This window comes from uncultured Negativibacillus sp. (assembly GCF_944388365.1).
Lineage (GTDB): Bacteria > Bacillota > Clostridia > Oscillospirales > Ruminococcaceae > Negativibacillus.
The window spans coordinates 1-17,804 of record NZ_CALXIN010000012.1; the positions used below are offsets into that span (position 1 = coordinate 1).

Below are 17,804 nucleotides of genomic sequence, written 5' to 3' on the forward strand. Positions count from 1 at the left end.
CGTAAGCTCGCGTTTCATTCACCGAAGTGAACTCATTTATTATATCACGCGGTTTTGAGTTTGTCAAGCACTTTTTTCAAATTATTTTTGAGATTCTTTTTCGTTCGAATCTCAGTAACTTGAGGAGCGCTTTTCTTAACTTTTGGCTCAACCATGCGGTTTTGAGAGCCTTGCGTGTCGCTGTCTCGCTGACAGCTCATATATAATACCACGCCCAAATCTATTTGTCAACACTTTTTTTCAAAAAAATTGCCATTTTTTGAAAAAAGTGGGGTCGCCCCCACTTTTTCCCTTGTTTATGCGGTTTTTTTAGCCCTCTCCTTAAAGCCACAATCCGTAAAATCATTGAAAAAGCTCCCTCTCTATTGTAAAATAACCCCATAGAGGACAACCTGTGTTACAAAATTGCTCTTGAGAAAGAAGGAACTTTTATGCCGATCAATATTCCAAACGACCTGCCCGCATGGCAGACTCTTGAAAAAGAAAACATCTTTATCATGTCTGAAAAGCGCGCAGCCTCCCAGGATATCCGTCCACTGCATATTTTAATTCTAAATTTAATGCCAAAAAAGATTGATACCGAACGTCAGCTTCTCCGAATGCTCAGCAATACTCCTCTTCAGGTAAACATCGAATTGATGCAAACCTCCTCCCACCTCCCAAAAAACACGCCGCAGGAACATCTGCTTAAATTTTATAAAACCTTCGATGAATTGAAGGATCAAAACTTCGATGGAATGATTATCACCGGCGCACCGGTTGAACATCTGGAATTTGAGCAGGTCGAATACTGGCCGGAACTCTGCCGCATCATGGAATGGTCTAAATCGCACGTTCATTCCACTCTGCATATCTGTTGGGGTGCTCAGGCCGCACTCCATTATCATTATGGCCTGCGCAAAGTTCAGCTGCCCAAAAAGATGTTTGGCGTTTTTCCTCATACCATGCACGATAAGACCGTTCCTCTGCTGCGCGGCTTTGACGAAGTTTACTGGATGCCTCATTCCCGCCACACTGAGGTGCGCGAATCGGAGATCCGTTCGGTCGAGGGCCTGTATATCCTCTCCTCTTCTCCCATTGCAGGCGTAAATATTGTTTCTAACCATAACGGACGCCAAATTTTTATCTTTGGCCACTCCGAATACGAGGCAAACACCCTTGCAGAAGAATACTTCCGCGATCTTGGCAAACTCGATACTGTGGAACTTCCCTATCATTATTTTCCCAATGACGATCCGACCCAAAAACCAATCCGCACCTGGCGCAGTCATGCCTATCTGTTTTATTCCAACTGGCTCAACTACTATGTATACCAGTCCACACCGTATGACCTGTGCTCGATGCGCCTGGACCCGCAACGATAGAAAGGAGCATTTCCATGCTGTATGACCTCCATATTCACTCCTGGCATTCGGACGGAACCTGGTCCCCTGAACAGATTGCCGCTTTGTGTAAGCAAAAACAGATCGGCTGCTTTTCGATCACCGACCACAATCTGCTCTCCGCCTATCCCGAAGCGATGCAGGCTGCCCAAAAATATGGACTGCAATGTATCCCTGGCGTTGAGATTGATTGTATCCTCGATGGAAAAAGCTATCACGTGCTGGGCTATCAGGTCGATATTTTCCACAACGGACTGCGGAAACTGTTGGAAGATGCCCGCCTGGTGCTCGATCAGATGAGCGACCGGCTCATCGCTGCAATCGAACAACAGGACCCTCAACTTCCAGTTTCCACCCCTGACTACCTCTCCTATCAGAACGATCCTTCCCGCGGCGGCTGGAAGGGGCTCAACTACCTCATCGACCGAGGACTTGCCAGCGACTTTGACGAGGTCATGGCACTGTATACCCGCTACCATGTCACCTATGAAAAGAGCTCTTTTCCTTCGATGCAGGATACCTGCCGCACCATTCGGGAGGCCGGCGGCTATGCCGTCCTTGCCCATCCAGGAAACTACTTTGCACTCGATGATAAGCTGGAGGAAAATCTTGCAAAAACGGTCTGTGCGGGCGTACAGGGCGTGGAATGCTATTATCCGGCTCATTCGCCGGAATATCGCAGGCGCTGCGTCGATTTCTGCCGGCAGCATCAGCTTTTCATCACCTGCGGCGGCGACTGCCACGGCACCTTCCAGGAGGAGATCGACGGCATCTTCTATCACATCGGTGAGGCCTCGGTAGAGGATCAGCGCTTGTATCTTTGGAAATAAACCAAACTGGTATCATCTACGGAAAGAAGGAATTATCAAAGAACGCACAACTATCAAACTCCCATTTATAACCACATCATCTGAAATCAAGGAGTTTGCTTATGAACACTTTTTATTTGCATCATATTCCCTGTGTTTTATGGGGAAATCCGTCCGATAAAATTATTCTCACCGTCCATGGAAACCTGTCTTCCAAGACGGATGTTCCAATTCAAATTTTAGCCAAAGTTGCCTCTGCCAAAGGTTATCAGGTTCTCAGCTTTGATCTGCCGGAACATGGCGATCGCAAAGAAGAAGCAACCCTCTGTAAGGTACAGACCTGTGTACAGGAATTGCATCAAATTATCGACTATACTTCTGTCCATTGGAAGAACGTCTCGCTCTTTGCTAACAGTATTGGTGCATACTTCAGTCTGACCGCACTTCAGAATATTTCTCTTCAGCGTGCCCTGTTCCTCTCTCCGGTTCTGAATATGTTGGAAATCATTCAAGGGATGATGGCGGCTTTTGGCATCAGTGAAGAACAACTGTATCAGGAACAGACCATTTCTACTCCGATTGGACAAACGCTCTATTGGGATTACTACTGTTATGTAAAGGAGCACCCCGTTTCCCGCTGGAATACTCCAACCTGGATTCTTTCCGGTGCTAAAGATACTTTGTGCAGCCCACAAACCCTCCAAAGCTTTGTTGAGCAGTATCATTGTAGCCTTACCCTCTCCCCAGAATCGGAACATTACTTTCATACCGAGCACGATCTTTCTGTTCTGGAAAGTTGGTTCAAAGTCTGTATCTAACACTAACCCCCGAGGAAACAATTTCCTCAGGGGTTTTCTTACTTTTCCTTGTTGATTTTAAATTTGCCCAGACAGAGAAAGCTCATCAGAACAAAAACAATACTTCCTGATACAATCAGAAATATTTTATCTGTCCACCGCTCTTCATTTGACGGAATCTGTACCACAATCTCGCCCGTTGATAATGCCCCATCTTCATCCAGATGGGTTATTTCATAACCCACTGTATAAGTAAGCTCATCCGTTTCGGCATCGTAGCTGTAAAAGACCTGATCTTCGTCTATCTCTACCAGCGCATTCGGAATATCAGGCAGTTGAACATTCTCTCCACCACTCTCCACAAAATCCTGTATTCTTTCTGAAATAGTCTCCTCTTGCTTCCATTTCTTCTGAATGGGACTATCCGTATAAGTTAATTCCAATGCCATGCCATTCTCAATATAAATGGTATATCCAACTCCCGCAAAAACATTTCCATATTTTGTAGGAATTACCTTTGACAAAAAGAGCAAACCTCCCGACGGATTGTAGATGACTAAATAATATTCCGTCTCAAAGTCAGGATTTACTTTTTTTATTTCGGAAATTAAAGCATCATTTAACAGGTCTTTCCCTAATTTGACTTCTTCCTTTTCTGCATACGGCATAACGGATGATTCTTCATATGGTATGTTAAGAGCAACAAAATTTTCAATTCCATACTTCGAATCTGCTGTCTGCTTACTCTCCTGTTCCATTGTTATTTGCGTTCCACCTTCTTTGCTGATGATATATACAAGAAAAATCCCCGCCACGCATACAATCAACAGCAAAACCACTATGACTATCCTCTTTTTGTACCTGTTCATCATTTCTTCCTCCCTCCTTATTTTCCAATATCTCTCCAACCTCATTCTACCACGCTTTTATACTAAAAAAAACTCATAGTATACAGAACCCCCGAGGAAACAATTTCCTCAGGGGTTCTTGTTATAGCTGATACTGTTTTATTTTCTCCATCATCTTATCATAGCGCTCAATCGTACCATCTATCCGAAGTCTGTTCCTGTTCTCTGGCAGATTCTCTCACCACGTTAAAACTGGAATTTACGAATTCAGCCACTTTTTCAATAATCCATATATGGTTTGAACATCCTCTTTGCTGCACATTTGTTCGGATCTTCCTCTTGAGTAGTGATGTCCAAAATTACTATCCACATAAGTATTACCATTGATGACAACTGGATTTTTGTATCTCGGTCTGACATGAATATGCATATGTGGACATGGCTCCGGTGACTTATAAAAACTGTTCATTAAACAGCTCCAATTAAAGTGCTCTGCATTGAAAACTGCTTTTATGCATTTTTCATATTTCTTTATCAACAGAAAAAGTTCCATCCATTCATCATCTTTGAGTTCCGACAAAGAACCACAATGACGTTTTAATACTATAATGCACCGTCCGATATAATCTTGTTCATCCGCAAGGTAAACAGTCCAATACTTGGCATCTAATAATAAATACTTCTTGTCCTCTTCAGATAGATTACACCATTCGCATCTTTTCACTGTATTTCCTCCGACTTTGGATTTGTTTAACTGCTCTATAAAGATGTGTCACTTTAGGCTCCACACCCGACAATCGCTCACATTAGACACTTGCCTGTTTACACAGACCACCTGTCTTTGCACCGTGGGCGAATGAACCATGTTTCACTTTCCATTTTCGGAGAGTTGAATCAAATTCAATTCTCGTGGTGACAGCAAATTATTTTGATTTGAGCTGTTTGCTCTAACCGTCACCTTTACCCCTGAGAATATTGCTTCGCTCCATTCTCCGAAACACTTTTCTTTTGGTGGGACAAATATGGGACATATTTTGTCCTCTTTTCTGCGCAACAAATCCGCCTTTCCTCCGTCCGCGGGCTCAACAGTAAATCCTCACTGTAAACCCGAACGCGAAACTGCGTGCAGGCTCAGCAGGGCAATGTTTTTACTCTATGCTCAAATTGATTTTCTTCTCATTGCCCCCGAGAATGTCACTGCGCTCCATTCTCCAAAACACTTTTCTTTTGGCTTTACCTTTTCTTTTAGCAAAGAAAAGGTAAACTAGAAACCGGAGATATGGCCTCGTTCCATTGCACCGTAGATCCGCTTTTTAAATCCCTTGTGCTCCTTGTCCATCATCCGCACCCATTCCTTGGTGCGCTCACGGTTGGTGTTGCCGTCCGCCGGACACTTGCTCTTGACAATCGGTAAACCCTCGTGATGTACCGCCGCCGAGATCATGCTCTCCTCTGCCATCACCATCGGACGGATCATCGTCAGATCCTTCCTCGAAAGATAGGTCACCGGCTGGAAACACCCAACCCGTCCCTCCTGGAATAGATTCATAATAAACGTCTCGATTGCATCGTCGTAATGGTGCCCCAGCGCAATCTTGTTGCAGCCGTTTTCCTTGGCTGCATCGTGTAAACAACCGCGGCGCATCCGCGCACATAAAGAACATGGATTGCTTTCGTTGCGCACATCAAAGACGATCTGTCCAATCTCGGTTCGCTTGAGTACATAAGGCACTCCCAGTTCCTCACATAACTTTGCGATCGGAGAATAATCGGTCTCCACTCCACCAAAGCAGGGGTCCAGCGTGATGGCGACCACTTCATAATCAATCCCAATGTATTCCCGCAGCTTTGCAAGCCCATAGAGCAGCGCCACCGAATCCTTGCCGCCCGATACACCGACGGCAATCCTGTCTCCAGGCTGAATCATCTCGTATTTTTCAATCGCTCTGCGCATCAAACCGCACAGCTTCTGCATTGCACCCATCCTATTCCTCCTCGCGATGATTTCTGCGGTATGCCAGATAGTTTTCCAGAATGATTGTCGCCGCTACCGCGTCGATCACCTGCTTTCGCTTTTTGCCGCGGGTGTTGGTTTCGTTTAAAAATCCAATCGCCGAGACGGTCGTCTGACGTTCATCCCATAATACCACCGGCACCGAAACAAGCTCCTCGAGCTTCTCGGCAAATTCCTCGCACAGCTGCGCACGCGGTCCTTTGGAGCCGTCCATGTTGAGTGGATGTCCCACAACAACCAGCTCTGCGCCCTGTTCCTCCGCCTGCTTTGCTACCTTCTGGATGGTCGTCGGGAAGTGCTTTTCCTCCACCACACACACCGGACTTGCCAGCAATTCACTTTTATCACAGATGGCAATTCCCGTTCTGGAATCGCCAAAATCCACCGACATGATTTTCATACTTTTCCGCCTTTCCCTGTCAATTTCTGTACCTCAGGATACCATACCCACTTCTGATTTGCAATAAGTATCTTGCCCATCCAAATAACGCCGGACATCAAAAGCGGCCAGCAAATGCTGACCGCTTCTACCTCTTTTTGTCTTGACACCTAGTAGGTCAATACCTCGTAGCCGTCCTCGGTGACCGCTACGGTAATCTCCCACTGTGCACTCAGCTTGCCGTCGCTGGTGATTACCACCCAGTCCTGACCGTTTTCGTCCATCTTGACGTGGTAGCTGCCTTCGTTTACCATCGGCTCAATGGTAAAGACCATTCCTGGCACCAGCAGCATGTCGGTGCCGCGCTTGCCGACATAGCCGACCCATGGGTCCTCATGAAACTCCAGTCCAATGCCGTGACCGCCGATCTCCCGAACGACAGTGAATCCGTTTTTGTGTGCATGGTCGGAAACCGCCTGCGCGATGTCTCCCAAAAAGCCCCAGGGCTTCACTTCTTTCAGTCCCAGTTCCACACATTCTTTTGCCACCTTCACCAGATGGGCAGCAGCCTCGGATACTTCTCCGATGCAGAACATTCTGGACGAATCGGAAAAATAACCGTTGTAGATGGTGGAAACATCGACGTTGATGATGTCTCCGTCGCGAAGTACAATTTTTTCCGAAGGAATGCCGTGGCAAACCTGATCGTTGATCGAAGTGCAGACGCTCTTCGGAAACCCCTCATAGTTGAGCGGCGCCGGAATACCGCCCAGACGGGTTGTTTCGTTGTAAACGATCTGGTCGATTTCCTCGGTGGTCATCCCTGCATGAATCTTTTCCGCCACCAGATCAAGCACTGCAATGTTGATCTTGCTGCTCTGACGGATGCCTTCCAGCTGCTCCGGTGTTTTAATCATCTCATGATTGGGGACAATATGTCCCTCTCTGCGAAAATGGTCGATTTTTTCATCAAAATCCATGTGACAATGTTTGTATTTTTTCTGGCTGCCGCACCAGCATGGGTCATTGCGGCCCAGTTTTTTCTCGGACATCATTCTTTCCTCCTTAACTAAAATCTCTTTGCATCAGTGAATAAGCACAGTCATTTCCAAGCACGTCTCATTGGCAAAACTGTGTGCCGAATATAACCTTCTCTGATAAATACCAGCTTTCCTGTCAATCCCGCCGAAGCCGTATTTTTTGACCGCATCACAGTAAAATGAGAACTGTTTCCTCGCAAAAAACCTTACTTTTAAATGTTTAAATTGATCCTCGGATTGTAAAGTCTCCTTCATTTTGTTGCGTGCTCAAAAGATATACCAAAACCATCGGCTTTTGTTTTCAGTATACCGCAGCAATGTATCGAATGCAAGGTTTCTTGTGCTAAAATCAGTAAAAAAGTCAATCTTTTTGTAAGCCTCAATAAAAATCATTGCGTCTCTTTGCAAGGATTGCCTCTGCATCAAAAAAACACATCCTGATAAACAGGATGTGTTTTTTATACTTACTGTTCCATCTTCCATTTTACGCCCTGTGGAGTATCCAGCAAAACGATTCCGCGTGCTTTCAGATCATCACGGATCTTGTCAGCCAGTGCAAAGTTTTTCTCTTTTCTTGCCTGCTGACGCTGTTCGATCAGTGCCTCGATCTCTGCATCCAGACTGTCCTCCTTGCGGTCGTACAGCAGACCCAGTACATCGGTGACCAGATGGTCGAACATTTCGCTTGCATAAGAGAGCGCCTCTTTTGCTCTTGGCACTGCGATGAAGGTGTTGATGTCGCGAACCAGGTCAAAGACTGCAGCAATACCATCTGCAGTGTTGAGGTCGTCGTCCATCACTTCGATAAACTGTGCCTTTCTTGCATCCACCTGCTGTTTGAATGCCTCATCCGCAGCTGCATCGGTTGTTTCCGGCAGCGCATTTTTGATGGCAAAGTCCAGATTGTCGCGGCAGTTGTGCAGACGTTCCAGCGCTGCCTTGCACTGCTCGATGATGGTCAGATTGTAGTTGATCGGGCTTCTGTAATGTGCGGATAGCATCATGTATTTGATTGGCTCATAGCCGTATTTCTCCGCTACTTCACGAACGGTAAAGAAGTTGCCCAGCGACTTGCTCATCTTTTTGTTGTCCACGTTGATGTAGCCGTTGTGCATCCAGTAGTGTGCATATTCCTTGCCGGTGCAGCACTCGGACTGTGCAATCTCGTTTTCGTGATGTGGGAAGATCAGGTCCTGACCGCCGCAGTGGATGTCGATGGTTTCGCCCAGATGTTTGTGAATCATCGCGGTACATTCAATGTGCCAGCCTGGACGACCCTCGCCCCAGCGGGAAGACCAATGCGGTTCCCCTGGTTTTGCCGATTTCCACAGTACAAAGTCCAGCGGGTCCTCCTTGTGTTCGCCGACGCTGATGCGTGCGCCGCTCTCCAGCTCCTCCAATGGCTGATGGGACAGCTTTCCATAACCTGGGTCCTTCTTGGTGCGGAACAGAACGTCGCCGTTTGCCTCATAGGCAAATCCCTTGTCCTCCAGCGTTTCCACAATGTGCTTGATCTCGTCGATGGTTTCGGTTGCCTTTGGATGGATGGTTGCTTCACGGATGCCCAGTCCCTTGGTATCGGTCAGATATTCATTGATGTAACGCTCTGCGATTTCCTTTGCGGTCACACCCTCTTCGTTTGCCTTTTTGATGATCTTGTCATCAATGTCGGTGAAGTTCTGCACAAAGGTAACGTCGTAGCCTTTGAACTCCAAATATCTGCGCATGGTATCAAACACGCAGATTGGACGCGCATTTCCGATATGAATAAAGTTGTATACCGTCGGTCCGCAGGCATACATTTTGACCTTGCCTGGTTCAATCGGTACAAACTCCTCTTTTTCTCTGGTTAAGGTGTTGAATATTTTCATAAGAGAATCTCTCCTTTCAGACCTGGTTATAATGACAAATTTTCGGATACCGGCAAACTGTTCACCGGTTCTATTTTTCCATCCTGCATCCGATAAATCTCTCCGTAAAAACGATATGCACCATCTACACGGAGAATCGCTCCTTCATCACATAAACCGTAGATGCAGTAGCTTTTGGACAGCTCCAATAGTTCCTCCAGCGGACCGTCGGGATGAAAGTGCGGTTCCACCGACCACTCCACCAGTCCCAGCGCCGGATACACCTGCTGCCGGTCGTGACCACAGGTCAGCGTGCAAACCGCCTCCCTGCCCATGTTGATGCTGCCCGCGCTCATTCCGATGATAACTCCCGTGTGCTGCTGCAGCACCTCGCATAAACCGTACTCCTTCATCGCTGCATACTCGGTCGGCGTATCTCCGCCGGCCAGCCACACGACGTCGGCATGCTCCACTTCTTTTCTGGCCTGTTCAGGGCTCATCCGCGCATCAATGATGCTGTACCGCTCAAAACGGATCCCGATACTCTCCAACAGATTGCCAATTCCCTGTGCGTGATGATCGGTTTCTTCCTGCGCTTCCTTGCGAAAATCCGACGCTATAAATGCAAAATGCCCCCGCTTCACAATCAGCTCCCGCAGCACATCCGCTAACTGTTCTCCAATTCCATTTGGAAACAGGCTAGTCAGAATATAGGTTCCCATCGTTCCTTCCTCCCTTCTCTCGACCGATTTTTCAGAACATAAAAATAACCGCCTTCACCTGCCTGCTGGCAGATGAAGGCGGCGTAACAATTCCGCGGTTCCACTTCAAATTTATCGCTCTTCCCTTTAACGCAGGGGCCACGTCCCTCTATACTCGCTTGTATCTGCTTTCCAGAGGACAGCTCGCAGGTGCATTCAAAAAGAATCCTTTCCTGACCGGCTCTCACCTGTTCCGGTCTCTCTGTCGGGGAAAATTCTTTCCTACTTCTCCTGCATCATCGCTTTTGCCTTGATCCTGATTGTTTAATCAGCGTACCATATTTCCCCTGCGATTGCAAGTGGGGAAAAACCACCTTTGCAAAAAATATTTTTCTATTCCTTATTCTTCGGTATGCTAATCTCAAAAATCCGGTTTCTTCCTCCGGTGTCAGGGTCTGGTATCTCTCCAACCTGCACGCCTCCACACCGCCTGATTGTTTTTTCCGAAGCGATATTTTCCCTGTCACAGGTAACAATCACCGGCATCACTCCCTGCTCCTGCAGCAGCTTTACCGCCATACTGAGCATTTCAACCGCATAACCCTTTCTTCGCTCCGACGGTCGGATTCCATATCCGCAGTGCCCGTTGATCCGAAGATTCTCTCCCCGCTCCTGCGGACGGATGCTGACTGCACCCAGCAGCTTGCCATCCTCCCGCAGAAGAAAAAAGAGCTGCTGACCTTGCTGCTGTTCCTCCGCAAGCCAGTTCTCCCAATTTCTTCGGGAAAGGTTGGAATTTTGCAAACAGGGACAGCGCCGCAGCGCTCCTGGATGGATTTTCTCTCCGGACGCCTTCCGTTCCCGCAGCAATTCTGCACATTGTTCGCAGTATTCCCAGGCTGGATGCACCAGTTTTTCCTTCATGCCTTCTCCTTTCCGCCCGCAGCAAAACATAAGGCTGCCGGCAGCAGCCGACAGCCTTGCTTGTTCCTACTTTGCCTGCGCGATCAGCGCACGATTTTTCCACAGATAATTTGCACCGGAGATCATGGTCAGCGCCAGCGACAAAACCATCAGTGCGATATGGATGCCGTAGCAGATGCTCGAAATTCCCTGCGACATATTCTGCATAAAGTTTGTCATCAGCAGGGAGTACGCAATCCACACCATGGTAGTGGCAGTTTTGTACTTGCCCCATTTGTCCGCTGCAATGACGATTCCCTTGCCCGACGCAATCAGCCGCAGCGAGGTCACCAGAAATTCCCTTGCCAGAATCAGGATGACCACCCATGCCGGAGCCAGTCCCAGCGGGATGAAGTAGACCAGCGCTGCCGTCACCAGAATTTTGTCCGCCAGTGGGTCCATAAACTTTCCAAAATCGGTGACAAGGTTATATTTTCTCGCGATCTTGCCGTCCAGCATATCGGTCAGCGAGGCCACCACAAATACAACAAATGCCCACAGCAGATGGTTTGGCAGCACTTCCAGCTCCACAAACACCATAAACACCGGAATCATCAGGATTCGCAGCATGGTCAATTTGTTTGGTAAATTCATTTTGAAACCTTCTTTAACTCACTTTTTTGATACAATCAGCAATAATCTATTATTATTTTCCTTTTTGTATCATAAAACCTGTCGACCGATCAGATCATATCCGACCGAATCCAAGATTTCCACCCAGACAAAGTCGCCTGGCTTAATATCCTCGCTCTCGGTCACAAAGCTGGTTTTGGTGTCGATGTCCGGCGCATCCATATAGCTGCGGCCGACATACATCTGCTGCTCGTCGTCGTAACCTTCAACCAGAACCTCCAGCTTTTTGCCGACCAGTGACTTGCCCAGCTCAAAGGCGATGTCCATCTGCTCCTCCATGATGAGGTCTGCACGGTGTCTGCGAACCTCAAGGTCGATCTGATCCTCACGCTCGCCTGCCGGTGTATCCTCCTCGGTGGAGTAAGCAAAGCAGCCCATGCGCTCAAAACGGACAGCGCGCACAAATTCGCACAGCTGTGCAAATTCCTCCTCGGTCTCTCCTGGGAAACCGGCGATAAAGGTGGTGCGCAGTACCACGCCTGGAACCTTGTCACGGATTTTCTGCATCAGTGCCAGTAACGATTCATAGCTGCCGTTGCGGTTCATCTCACGCAGAACCTTTTCGTTTGCGTGCTGCAGCGGCAGGTCGATGTATTTAACCACCTTTGGCTCTTTTGCCATGACTTCCAGCAAACCATCGGTCACACGGTCCGGATAACCGTAGAGGACACGGATCCAGTGGAATCCGTCAATATTGCACAGCTCGGTCAGCAGCTTGTCGAGCGAATACTCCCCGTACAGATCCTGTCCATACTTGGTGGTATCCTGTGCAACGAGGTTTAATTCCTTCACGCCGCTTGCTGCCAGTCCTCTTGCTTCCTCCAGGATGTCCTCCATCTTTCTGGAACGGAAGCCGCCGCGAATCAGCGGAATCGCACAGTAGCTGCACTTGTTGTCGCAGCCCTCTGCAATCTTTAAGTAAGCCGAATATTTTTCGGTGCTCAGCACTCTGTCGCCGTTGAGCGGCAGGTCTGCCTTGTCGCCAAACGCTGCCACGCGCTGACCGTCCAGCGCCTCTTTGACCGCTTTTGCGATGTCCCTGTTCTTGCCGATGCCTAAGACGACATCCGCCTCTGGAATTTCATTGACCAGTTCCTCGCGGTAACGTTCTGCCAGACAGCCGGTGACAACCAGAACCTTGACCTTGCCCTGTGCTTTCAGCTGAGCAAACTCAAAGATGGTTTCGATCGACTCTTTTTTTGCGTCCTCGATAAAGCCGCAGGTGTTGATAATCACCACATCGCACTGCTGCGCGTCGGCACACAGCTCATAGCCGTTGTTGACCATCAGCGCAAGCAGAATCTCTGCATCGACCTGATTCTTCGAGCAGCCCAGAGATACCATTCCAACTTTTACTGCCATAATTTTTTCCTTTCCAAAATTTGTAGTTTATTCCATCTCTTCCAAAATCTCGTTTAATACCTGTCGAATTTCCCCGTAATGATAGCCTTTGCGCATCAGTCCACGGATCGCCCGATCGTTGCCTTTCTGGTCGCCCAGCACACCTCCGTACTTTTTTAAGAGCAGCGCACGGATCTCTCCCAGCGTGTCCCGCTCTTTTGCTTCCTCCTGTTCTTCTTCCTCCGGTGGAAGGGTAGAAAGCAGCTGTGCCATCTGGGCACGGATGTCGTCCGGCTCGTATCCTAAGCGCATCAGCGCCGCAAACGCGCGGCGGCGCACCTTTTCCTCCCGAAGGGAATCGCCGTACTTCCGCTCCAGAAGCCCAAGCACCGCCGCAGATGCATCAAAATCTGAAAATTCTTCCATGACGTCCTCGATGTCGTTTGACCCGATGCCTCGTGCAGCCAGCTCCTGCCGAACCCGCGACGGCGCATAATGTTTGAGCGCAAACAAATCCCTTGCACAGCGCAGCGCATAGTCGGCGTCATTTAACAGGCCCAGCTCCTGCAAGCGGTCGAGTACATCCTCCACGCAATCCTCAGAAAAATCCCGCTCTAACCGCTCCTTGAGCTGTCTGCGCGGAAAGGATTTGTAGGACAGCAGCGAAAACGCCTTTTCCTTTGCCTTCTGATACTGCGTTTCACTTTTGAGCTGTTCGTACTGCTCAGGAGTAAACTTCTGTCCGACCTTGAGCTTATGTCGGACCAGCGTTTCCTCATCCACCGAAAAGTCGAACACATCGTCAAAAAAGATCGCCATTCTCCCCTGTTTTGTTTCCTTCAGGGCTGTGATGGTGCGCAGCATTATTTATCGTCCGCCTCAATGTCGATCAGCTTGCTTGCCGAAGATTTCGGTGTGCCAAAATCATCCTCCATGTCGGCAATCACTGCTTCCTGTGGTACCGGTGTCTCCTCGACAGGCTCTTGAACCGTTGCCGGTTCCTCGTCCTTTTCCTTCTTCTTGGTTGCTTTGTTGGTAGCCAGCAGACGATCCTTCTGTGCCATAACTTCCTTAGCAATCTGCTCACAGAATTCTGGATTGTCCTTCAGATACTGTTTTACCTTGTCGCGGCCCTGACCGATACGGTTGTCCTGATAGCTGTACCAGGAACCGGACTTCTTGATGATATCCAGCTTGACTGCCAGGTCGATGACCTCGCCCTCACGGGAGATGCCTTCGCCGTACATAATATCAAATTCTGCCTCTCTGAACGGAGGAGCCACCTTGTTTTTGACGACCTTGACCTTGGTCAGGTTGCCGATAACCTCGCCGCCCTCTTTGATCGGGTCCTTTTTGCGGATGTCCAGACGTACCGAGGAATAGAACTTCAGCGCACGACCACCAGGAGTAGTTTCCGGATTGCCGTACATCACGCCGATTTTCTCACGCAGCTGGTTAATAAAGATGCAGACTGCATTGGATTTGGAGATTGCACCGGTCAGCTTTCTCAGTGCCTGGGACATCAATCTTGCCTGCAAGCCGACGAACGAGTCGCCCATCTCGCCTTCGATCTCTGCCTTGGTGGTCATCGCTGCTACCGAGTCGACAACAACCACGTCGATCGCGCCGGAACGCACCAGTGCCTCGCAGATTTCCAGCGCCTGTTCACCGGTATCCGGCTGCGAAACCAGCAGCGAATCAATGTCTACGCCCAGTGCCTGCGCATAGACCGGATCGAGCGCGTGCTCAACGTCGATGAATACGGCTTCACCGCCCATCTTCTGTGCTTCGGCAACGATGTGCAGAGCGACGGTGGTTTTACCGGAACTTTCCGGACCGTAAATCTCGATGATTCTTCCGCGCGGAACGCCGCCGATTCCCAGCGCAATATCCAGCGAAAGCGAACCGGTCGGGATTGCTTCTACATTCAGGGACGAATTCTGTCCCAGCTTCATCACAGCACCTTTACCAAACTGTTTTTCAATCTGTGCCAGTGCTGTTTGAAGGGCTTTTTCTTTTTCGGATTCTGCCATATTGTCCTCCTGTTCTTATCAAAACCATAGGGTAAATTTTTGATCTTTAAGCTTCTTCTTATTATATTACATCCTCTGTTAAAAGGCAAGGCACGCTGTCAGGAAAGCGTTTCCTCGGATGGATCCGTTTTTTTCTGATGGTCCATCGCAAACTGCACCAGTATTCCGACGGCCTCCTGCCGGCTGATTCCTTCCCCCTTTGCAAATTGCTCCAGCTGTTTCCCCAGCTCTTTGTTTATTCTCAATGTGACCTTTTTCAGTACCTGTTTCTTTTCCATGATGTCTCCTATCCATTGTCTTCCGAAAAAACCTGTTTTTCCCTCTGACTGCTTTTTATGATCCTCTATTTTTAGCAGTACTTTGGAGCAAAACCGGTTTTTGTTTTCTATTTTCCATTCCCACAAAAAATACTTTGCTGCCAGAAATTCTATTTCCCACACCTTTCTCCACTGTGCGGTCTGGCTCTCTGCACAAAGATAATAAGTTGAAAAAAGCTGACCTTCCGGTCAGCTTTTTTCATAAGGCTTATGCCTCTGGATATTCTGCTCTCGGACCACCGATCAGCTTTGGACGGCTGCGGACAAAGGTGACATGAGCGCCGCCGATTTCCTTCAAGTCCAGACGGACCGGAATCTGCACATGTTTGATGTGCTGCCCGATAAAGGTATCGCCGATGTCCATTCCTGCTTTGGCAACAACGTGCTCCACCATTACAGGGTCCTTTGCTTTGGCATAGGCTGCTACCGAGCAGGCGCCGCCCGCATGAAGCGCCGGTTTTACGGTGACAATCTCAAAGCCATATTTTTCTGCCGCTTCCCGCTCAATGACCAGCGCACGATTGATGTGCTCACAGCCCTGAACAGCAAGGTAAATTCCCTTTTCTCTCAGGATTGGCAGGATAGCGTCGATGACGGTTTCACCGACTTCCGCACTGGAAGCTTTGCCGATATGTCCGCCGCAGATTTCGCTGGAGCTGCATCCCAGCACGAAAACATCACCTGCTTTTAGGTTTGCCACTTTCAAAAGCTCCTCAGTAACGTGCTCCACCTGCTGTTTGATTACCTGTAAATCAAGTTCCATAATAAGCAACTCCTTTCTTTGTCTGATTTTATTGTTTTAGTTTGTAGCACTCTACAGAATACCGTGTGCTGAATCTTCCATTTCGCACAAAGCTAAGGTGTGATAATAGATATAGAATCAGCCTGCTCAAAAATCATCCACCGGATAATTTTTGAGGGGTAGTTTCTGCCTGCAATCGGCTTTCGAGAACCTTTTCTCTTGCAGAAAAGGAGATTGAAAACCTTTTTCAATCCCGAGCTCTCCCAATGAGCGCCTGACGATAAAGGTATTCCGCCTTCTGCGGAAGGCGGCCAAAGGCGTTGCCTCTGGACACCACCACCTTTTGAAAAAGGTGGACGAAAACTTCTGTTTCGCTCTCACGCTACCCGTCTTTGCGGCGAAGCCGAACACTTTTCTTTTGGGTTACCTTTTCTTTTAGCAAAGAAAAGGTAACTATGGGCGGATGACGTCTTTGCCGCCCATGTACATTCTCAGAGGCTCTGGAATGCGAACCGAACCGTCGTCGTTGAGGTTGTTTTCCAGGAATGCGATCAGCATACGTGGAGGTGCAACAACGGTGTTGTTCAGGGTATGCGGCAGATAGGTCTGCTTGGTTTCTTTGTTCTTAACGCGGATGCTCAGTCTGCGTGCCTGTGCATCGCCCAGGTTGGAGCAGCTTCCTACCTCGAAGTATTTCTGCTGACGTGGGCTCCATGCCTCTACGTCCAGGCTCTTGACCTTCAGGTCAGCAAGGTCGCCCGAGCAGCATTCGAGAGTACGAACCGGAATGTCCAGAGAACGGAAGAAATCAACGGTGTTGGTCCACAGTTTCTTGAACCACTCCATGCTCTCCTCTGGTTTGCAGACAACGATCATTTCCTGCTTCTCGAACTGGTGGATGCGGTAAACGCCTCTCTCTTCGATGCCGTGTGCGCCAACTTCCTTTCTGAAGCATGGAGAATAGCTGGTCAGTGTCTGTGGCAGCTGGGATTCGTCGAGAATGGTGTCGATGAATTTGCCGATCATCGAGTGTTCGCTGGTACCGATCAGGTACAGATCCTCACCCTCGATCTTGTACATCATGTTCTCCATCTCAGCAAAGCTCATAACGCCGTTGACAACGCTGGAACGGATCATGAATGGTGGGATATAGTAGGTAAAACCTCTGTCGATCATAAAATCTCTTGCGTAGGACAGGATTGCCGACTGCAGTCTTGCAATGTCGCCGCACAGATAGTAGAAGCCGGTACCGCTGGTCTTTCTTGCGCTGTCCAGATCAATGCCGTGCAGACGCTCCATGATGTCCACATGATATGGAATCTCATAATCCGGAACAACCGGCTCACCAAAGCGTTCAATCTCAACGTTTTCGCTGTCGTCCTTGCCGATCGGCACCGACTCGTCGATGATATTTGGAATGACCATCATGCGCTTTTTGATCTCTTCGGTCAGCTGTTCTTCCTTAACCTCCAGGTCAGCCAGCTCCTGTGCCATTGCATTGACCTGTGCTTTTACCTGCTCTGCCTCGTCCTTCTGACCTTTTGCCATCAGACCGCCGATCTGTTTGGACAGGCTGTTTCTCTGGCTGCGCAGATAGTCGCCTCTCGATTTTGCATCGCGGAACTGTTTGTCCAGCTCCAGCACCTCATCCACCAGAACCAGTTTTTCGTCCTGGAATTTCTTTTTGATGTTTTCTTTGACCAGATCAGGATTTGTTCTGACCAGCTTAATGTCTAACATGAAAATATCCTCCTTATAGACAGATGTTTCGAGCGCCGCAGCCCGAAAAATAAAAAAACCTCCCGTCCACCCATGGGACGAAAGGAACTTTTCCGTGTTGCCACCCAAATTGCAGGAGCAAGTGCTTCTGCCACTTTACCGGCGCGCTATGGGGCGCCACCCCTCGGCTCCTCGCCGAACGCTCCGAAAGTGGAAATCATCTTCCGATCTGCCGG

At 48.7% G+C, this 17,804-nt stretch carries 18 protein-coding genes and 1 other annotated feature; of the genes, 3 read left to right on the forward strand and 15 right to left on the reverse strand.

Features of this window, described 5'->3' with window-relative positions; genetic code table 11:
• The first annotated feature begins 431 nt into the window (after nucleotides 1-431).
• From metA to Q0L39_RS03270, 3 genes are all read left to right on the forward strand, one after another.
• A complete protein-coding gene (gene metA / locus Q0L39_RS03260) occupies nucleotides 432-1,364 on the forward strand; it encodes a homoserine O-succinyltransferase (RefSeq protein WP_296626905.1) in 933 nt (310 codons plus the stop codon).
• Between the two features lie 14 nt (nucleotides 1,365-1,378).
• Nucleotides 1,379-2,212 (forward strand): PHP domain-containing protein, encoded by an 834-nt coding sequence (locus Q0L39_RS03265; protein ID WP_296626906.1) that lies wholly within the window; start codon nucleotides 1,379-1,381, stop codon nucleotides 2,210-2,212.
• Nucleotides 2,213-2,307: 95 nt separating this feature from the next.
• The gene (locus Q0L39_RS03270; RefSeq protein WP_296626907.1) at nucleotides 2,308-3,009 is read left to right on the forward strand and encodes an alpha/beta hydrolase; all 702 of its coding nucleotides are present in this window, start codon (nucleotides 2,308-2,310) and stop codon (nucleotides 3,007-3,009) included.
• A 38-nt stretch (nucleotides 3,010-3,047) separates the two neighbouring features.
• On the opposite strand, the gene Q0L39_RS03275 is transcribed toward Q0L39_RS03270, so the two are convergent.
• The 15 genes from Q0L39_RS03275 to serS form a co-directional block, all read right to left on the reverse strand.
• Nucleotides 3,048-3,860: a hypothetical protein gene (locus Q0L39_RS03275; RefSeq protein WP_296626908.1), complete on the reverse strand. Its 813-nt coding sequence runs from the start codon at nucleotides 3,858-3,860 to the stop codon at nucleotides 3,048-3,050.
• Nucleotides 3,861-4,095: 235 nt separating this feature from the next.
• The gene (locus Q0L39_RS03280) at nucleotides 4,096-4,560 is read right to left on the reverse strand and encodes an HIT family protein (protein WP_296626909.1); all 465 of its coding nucleotides are present in this window, start codon (nucleotides 4,558-4,560) and stop codon (nucleotides 4,096-4,098) included.
• A 540-nt stretch (nucleotides 4,561-5,100) separates the two neighbouring features.
• Nucleotides 5,101-5,811 (reverse strand): tRNA 2-thiocytidine biosynthesis TtcA family protein, encoded by a 711-nt coding sequence (locus tag Q0L39_RS03285; RefSeq protein WP_296626948.1) that lies wholly within the window; start codon nucleotides 5,809-5,811, stop codon nucleotides 5,101-5,103.
• A 10-nt stretch (nucleotides 5,812-5,821) separates the two neighbouring features.
• Complete coding sequence (gene ruvX / locus Q0L39_RS03290) at nucleotides 5,822-6,250, reverse strand: Holliday junction resolvase RuvX (RefSeq protein WP_296626910.1); 429 nt, start codon at nucleotides 6,248-6,250, stop codon at nucleotides 5,822-5,824.
• A 149-nt stretch (nucleotides 6,251-6,399) separates the two neighbouring features.
• The gene (locus Q0L39_RS03295; protein WP_296626911.1) at nucleotides 6,400-7,284 is read right to left on the reverse strand and encodes a methionyl aminopeptidase; all 885 of its coding nucleotides are present in this window, start codon (nucleotides 7,282-7,284) and stop codon (nucleotides 6,400-6,402) included.
• A 449-nt stretch (nucleotides 7,285-7,733) separates the two neighbouring features.
• Entirely contained in the window at nucleotides 7,734-9,140 is a 1,407-nt protein-coding gene (gene cysS, locus Q0L39_RS03300; protein WP_296626912.1) for a cysteine--tRNA ligase, read from the reverse strand.
• A 26-nt stretch (nucleotides 9,141-9,166) separates the two neighbouring features.
• A complete protein-coding gene (locus Q0L39_RS03305) occupies nucleotides 9,167-9,841 on the reverse strand; it encodes a Type 1 glutamine amidotransferase-like domain-containing protein (protein WP_296626913.1) in 675 nt (224 codons plus the stop codon).
• Nucleotides 9,842-9,912: 71 nt separating this feature from the next.
• Nucleotides 9,913-10,129 (reverse strand) — a binding site (T-box leader).
• Nucleotides 10,130-10,213: 84 nt separating this feature from the next.
• Nucleotides 10,214-10,744, reverse strand: a complete 531-nt coding sequence (locus Q0L39_RS03310) for a GNAT family N-acetyltransferase (RefSeq protein WP_296626914.1) — start codon at nucleotides 10,742-10,744, stop codon at nucleotides 10,214-10,216.
• Nucleotides 10,745-10,810: 66 nt separating this feature from the next.
• Nucleotides 10,811-11,377, reverse strand: a complete 567-nt coding sequence (gene pgsA, locus Q0L39_RS03315) for a CDP-diacylglycerol--glycerol-3-phosphate 3-phosphatidyltransferase (protein WP_296626915.1) — start codon at nucleotides 11,375-11,377, stop codon at nucleotides 10,811-10,813.
• Between the two features lie 69 nt (nucleotides 11,378-11,446).
• Nucleotides 11,447-12,778 carry a 30S ribosomal protein S12 methylthiotransferase RimO gene (gene rimO / locus Q0L39_RS03320; protein WP_296626916.1) on the reverse strand — a complete coding sequence of 444 codons (1,332 nt, stop codon included), beginning with the start codon at nucleotides 12,776-12,778 and terminating at the stop codon, nucleotides 11,447-11,449.
• Between the two features lie 27 nt (nucleotides 12,779-12,805).
• Nucleotides 12,806-13,621: a RecX family transcriptional regulator gene (locus Q0L39_RS03325; protein WP_296626917.1), complete on the reverse strand. Its 816-nt coding sequence runs from the start codon at nucleotides 13,619-13,621 to the stop codon at nucleotides 12,806-12,808.
• On the reverse strand, nucleotides 13,621-14,790 hold the full coding sequence (gene recA, locus Q0L39_RS03330; RefSeq protein ID WP_296626918.1) for a recombinase RecA: 1,170 nt from the start codon (nucleotides 14,788-14,790) through the stop codon (nucleotides 13,621-13,623). Before recA ends, Q0L39_RS03325 begins: the two co-directional genes overlap by 1 nt.
• Nucleotides 14,791-14,888: 98 nt before the next feature.
• A complete protein-coding gene (locus tag Q0L39_RS03335; protein WP_296626919.1) occupies nucleotides 14,889-15,230 on the reverse strand; it encodes a hypothetical protein in 342 nt (113 codons plus the stop codon).
• An 85-nt stretch (nucleotides 15,231-15,315) separates the two neighbouring features.
• The gene (locus Q0L39_RS03340) at nucleotides 15,316-15,870 is read right to left on the reverse strand and encodes a TIGR01440 family protein (protein ID WP_296626920.1); all 555 of its coding nucleotides are present in this window, start codon (nucleotides 15,868-15,870) and stop codon (nucleotides 15,316-15,318) included.
• A 432-nt stretch (nucleotides 15,871-16,302) separates the two neighbouring features.
• Nucleotides 16,303-17,589: a serine--tRNA ligase gene (gene serS, locus Q0L39_RS03345; RefSeq protein WP_296626921.1), complete on the reverse strand. Its 1,287-nt coding sequence runs from the start codon at nucleotides 17,587-17,589 to the stop codon at nucleotides 16,303-16,305.
• Nucleotides 17,590-17,804 lie beyond the last annotated feature (215 nt).